The sequence below is a fragment of the Leptotrichia sp. OH3620_COT-345 genome (assembly GCF_003932895.1).
In the GTDB taxonomy this organism is placed as follows: Bacteria; Fusobacteriota; Fusobacteriia; order Fusobacteriales; family Leptotrichiaceae; genus Pseudoleptotrichia.
Genome location: NZ_RQYW01000040.1, coordinates 1 through 2954, shown reverse-complemented (window position 1 = coordinate 2954; position 2954 = coordinate 1). Strand labels below are relative to the sequence as shown.

Annotated in this window: 5 protein-coding genes; all 5 read left to right on the top strand. The window is 23.2% G+C overall.

The features are described 5' to 3' along the window. Positions 1–222: hypothetical protein (locus tag EII29_RS12215; RefSeq protein ID WP_158612528.1), on the top strand; the 222-nt coding region annotated here is incomplete at its 5' end. A gap of 383 nt (positions 223–605) precedes the next feature. Further along, entirely contained in the window at positions 606–824 is a 219-nt protein-coding gene (locus EII29_RS11955; protein WP_148096424.1) for a hypothetical protein, read from the top strand. A 685-nt stretch (positions 825–1509) separates the two neighbouring features. Then, positions 1510–1869, top strand: a complete 360-nt coding sequence (locus EII29_RS11120) for a hypothetical protein (protein ID WP_125237578.1) — start codon at positions 1510–1512, stop codon at positions 1867–1869. Positions 1870–1934: 65 nt separating this feature from the next. Continuing rightward, positions 1935–2375 carry a hypothetical protein gene (locus tag EII29_RS11115; RefSeq protein ID WP_148096422.1) on the top strand — a complete coding sequence of 147 codons (441 nt, stop codon included), beginning with the start codon at positions 1935–1937 and terminating at the stop codon, positions 2373–2375. A 325-nt stretch (positions 2376–2700) separates the two neighbouring features. Then, a partial coding sequence (locus EII29_RS11110; protein ID WP_148096421.1) for a hypothetical protein occupies positions 2701–2954 on the top strand: 254 nt, incomplete at its 3' end.

Here is a 2954-nt window from a genome sequence, read left to right as displayed (position 1 = left end):
AGAGAAAACGGTTTAAAGGATTCAGAAGATTATGCAAGTTTTTATGGAAGACAGTTTGAGAGATATTACAATAGACAGTTTGGAGAAAATGATGTAAACTTCATAACAGAAACATTGAAATATACAAAAGAACAACTTGGTAATGATTGGGAGAATGATATTTGGATAGTTCATCATTCACAAGGAGTTAATCATGTTTCAATATACGATGATATTTTATGACTGATTTACAGCTATGGAGAGCCTGTTCCATATACAGCAGAAATTTATAAACAAAAAAGATTAAATAGACCATTTAGTTTAGGGAAAGCAGAAAATGATGTATTAGATGTATTACAAGTTTCTTTGTTTAATAGTTATTTAAAAAGTTATAAATCTAAGAATTATGATGTAGTTATGTTTAAATTAATTTTATCAGAAAAGGATAGAAAATAATAGAAAGCAATCTAAAAAAATTCAACGAAAAATTTTGAAGAATTTAAATGTGTAGGAACTAATTGTTCTGATTCAGGTATAAAAACTTCAAGAGAGGGAGGTAAATATTATATTACTACAGATAATAATAGGTATGGACTATTAGCAAATAATTGTACAATATTTGTATTATGTCAATAAGTAAAGAAAAAGAATTATCATCTATAGGAATTCTTCCTTCAAATTTAAGGGATTACGCTATGAATAACAAAAGAAGTGATACATTAATATATTATAATTATTCTGGTAAAGGAAAGAGTCAAGGTGATGGAAGAAAAATAACGATAGATATAAAAAACAAATCAGCAAAGGAAATAAAAAAAGAATTAAAAAAATGGGAGGATAACTAAAGTGAAAGAAAAAGTGCTGATATTGTTATTTATAATAAATATTATATGGCAGCTTTTAAAATTAAAATATAAAAAAGTAAAAATGATATATTATTTAGATATAATAATATCTATATCTATTGTATTAATTTTAATGGGTTTAATATACATATGGATAATTTTTTATGATATTATGTCGAAAGGAGCAGATAAAAATGATTTTCAAATATTATTACTTTTTTCAATAATTATACTTTTTTATATAGTAAAAATTATGAATTATTCAAGAAAAAAAAGGTTTTGGATACAAAAATTGACTTTCATTATCTCGATTGTTATTGAATTATGTGCTAATTTATACTTTATTCTATATTAAATTATAAATGTAAGGATAATAAAACAGATAAAAAATTATGAAAGTGTGATAGAAGTATTTGAATTTATTATAACAAAAAATAAAATATATTTTGAATATTTTTGGGACGATGATGATTGGAAAGAATTTTAAAAAATGTCAAGAGATATAAACAGTTACCTTGAAGTAGAAATAAATGATATATAAGGGTAGAGTTAAAAACTCGGCATTCAAAATTTTCCGAAGAAATATGAAATTATGCTGAAAAGGAAAACAGCTGTCTGAGCAAAGTGAGTTTGCTGTTTTCCAAGCATAATGAATATTTATAAGGGATAAAAAAGGGGAAGGAAAATGGAAATAAAATACTCAAAATTTGATTTTAATAAAAATGACATAGGATTTTTTCTTTTTTTCATGATTTATATACAACCACAACTTTTATTTTCAAAAAATATGGAGGATATTTTAGTAGGTAGTTTATTTTTAAGTATTGCAATATTTTATTTTATATATCGTTTTTATTTAGTTTGGATTTTAAAGAAAAAAGGAGAAATTAGATTCTATAATGAATTAATTGAAATTAAAGGAGAATTTTTTGTTAAAAAATTAGGATATAGAAATATTAGGAATTTAACAATAAGGAAAAATTATTTAAATTCATATGATATAGTCATAAATTATGATGAAAGTATAAATTTTTTCGATATTTAAATAATTATTTTTTTGATAAATTTTCTTTTGGAAAAAATCGTGATAATAGTTTTGTTATTTGTGATGTGAAAAATATGAAAGAAGTATTAAAATATTTATTAAAAAAAATAAGATATCCTGAATATGAGATATCAGATGAAACAAATAAGAAAAAACTATATGTACGATATTCTTTATTTGAAAGAGCGTATTTAATATATTGGGGGATATTTCTTATGTTATGTTTATTTATTTTTATATTTCCTCAAATGATAGCACTGATAATAGTATATTTAATAGTTACAAATGTTAGAGTTTTAAAAAAAGAGTATACTATGATAAAATATAGTAATAAAATAAAAATATACGAAAAGAATAAAATTATTTATGTCATTGAAGATTTTTATGAAGATAACAAAAGATTTATTATAGAATATAATAATCAAACGCTTTTTTCACAATATAATTTTTATTATTTTTTCAATAATATGCTTCCAAAAAATTATAAAAAAGAAAAGTTGGATTGATTTATGAATTTTTTAAAATAATTAAATAAGAGAGGAATTATATATAACTTAATGGTATAAAGTTAATAGTTAAAAAGAAAACGGATTAAAATTCTATAGAAATTAAAATTAATAAAATCCCCAATATTCAATTTGTTTTGGAAAAAGACATTTATTTTTCATAAAATATGAAATAAAATAAAAATCTCGTCATTCAAAATTTTCCGAAGAAATATGAAATTATGCTGAAAAGGAAAACAGCTGTCTGAACGAAGTGAGTTTGCTGTTTTCCAAGCATAATGAATATTTATGAGGGATAAAAAATTTTGTAGCCGATAGCTGGAGTGTGAGGGCGGCAATGAGCCCTCACAGAGAGAAAAGAGATGTAACACAGAGAATAACTAATAACATTGCGGAGTTCAGAGCGGATAGGGGAATACTTGATATAAAAGGCAAGATAATTCAGGTAGGGTCACTGATAGACGGTGGCTTCAGTTTGAATGGACAGGGATATGAAAAACATGATTTACATGATATAGATAAGAGTAAAAATATAGGAATAAATGTAACGGTATACCCTAATACAGAATATAAGGTAAG

Excerpts from the sequence above, each read along its gene's own strand:
- EII29_RS11955 (WP_148096424.1), top strand. The coding sequence starts at position 606 with ATGTCAATAAGTAAAGAAAAAGAATTATCATCTATAGGAATTCTTCCT.
- EII29_RS11120 (WP_125237578.1), top strand. The coding sequence starts at position 1,510 with ATGGAAATAAAATACTCAAAATTTGATTTTAATAAAAATGACATAGGA.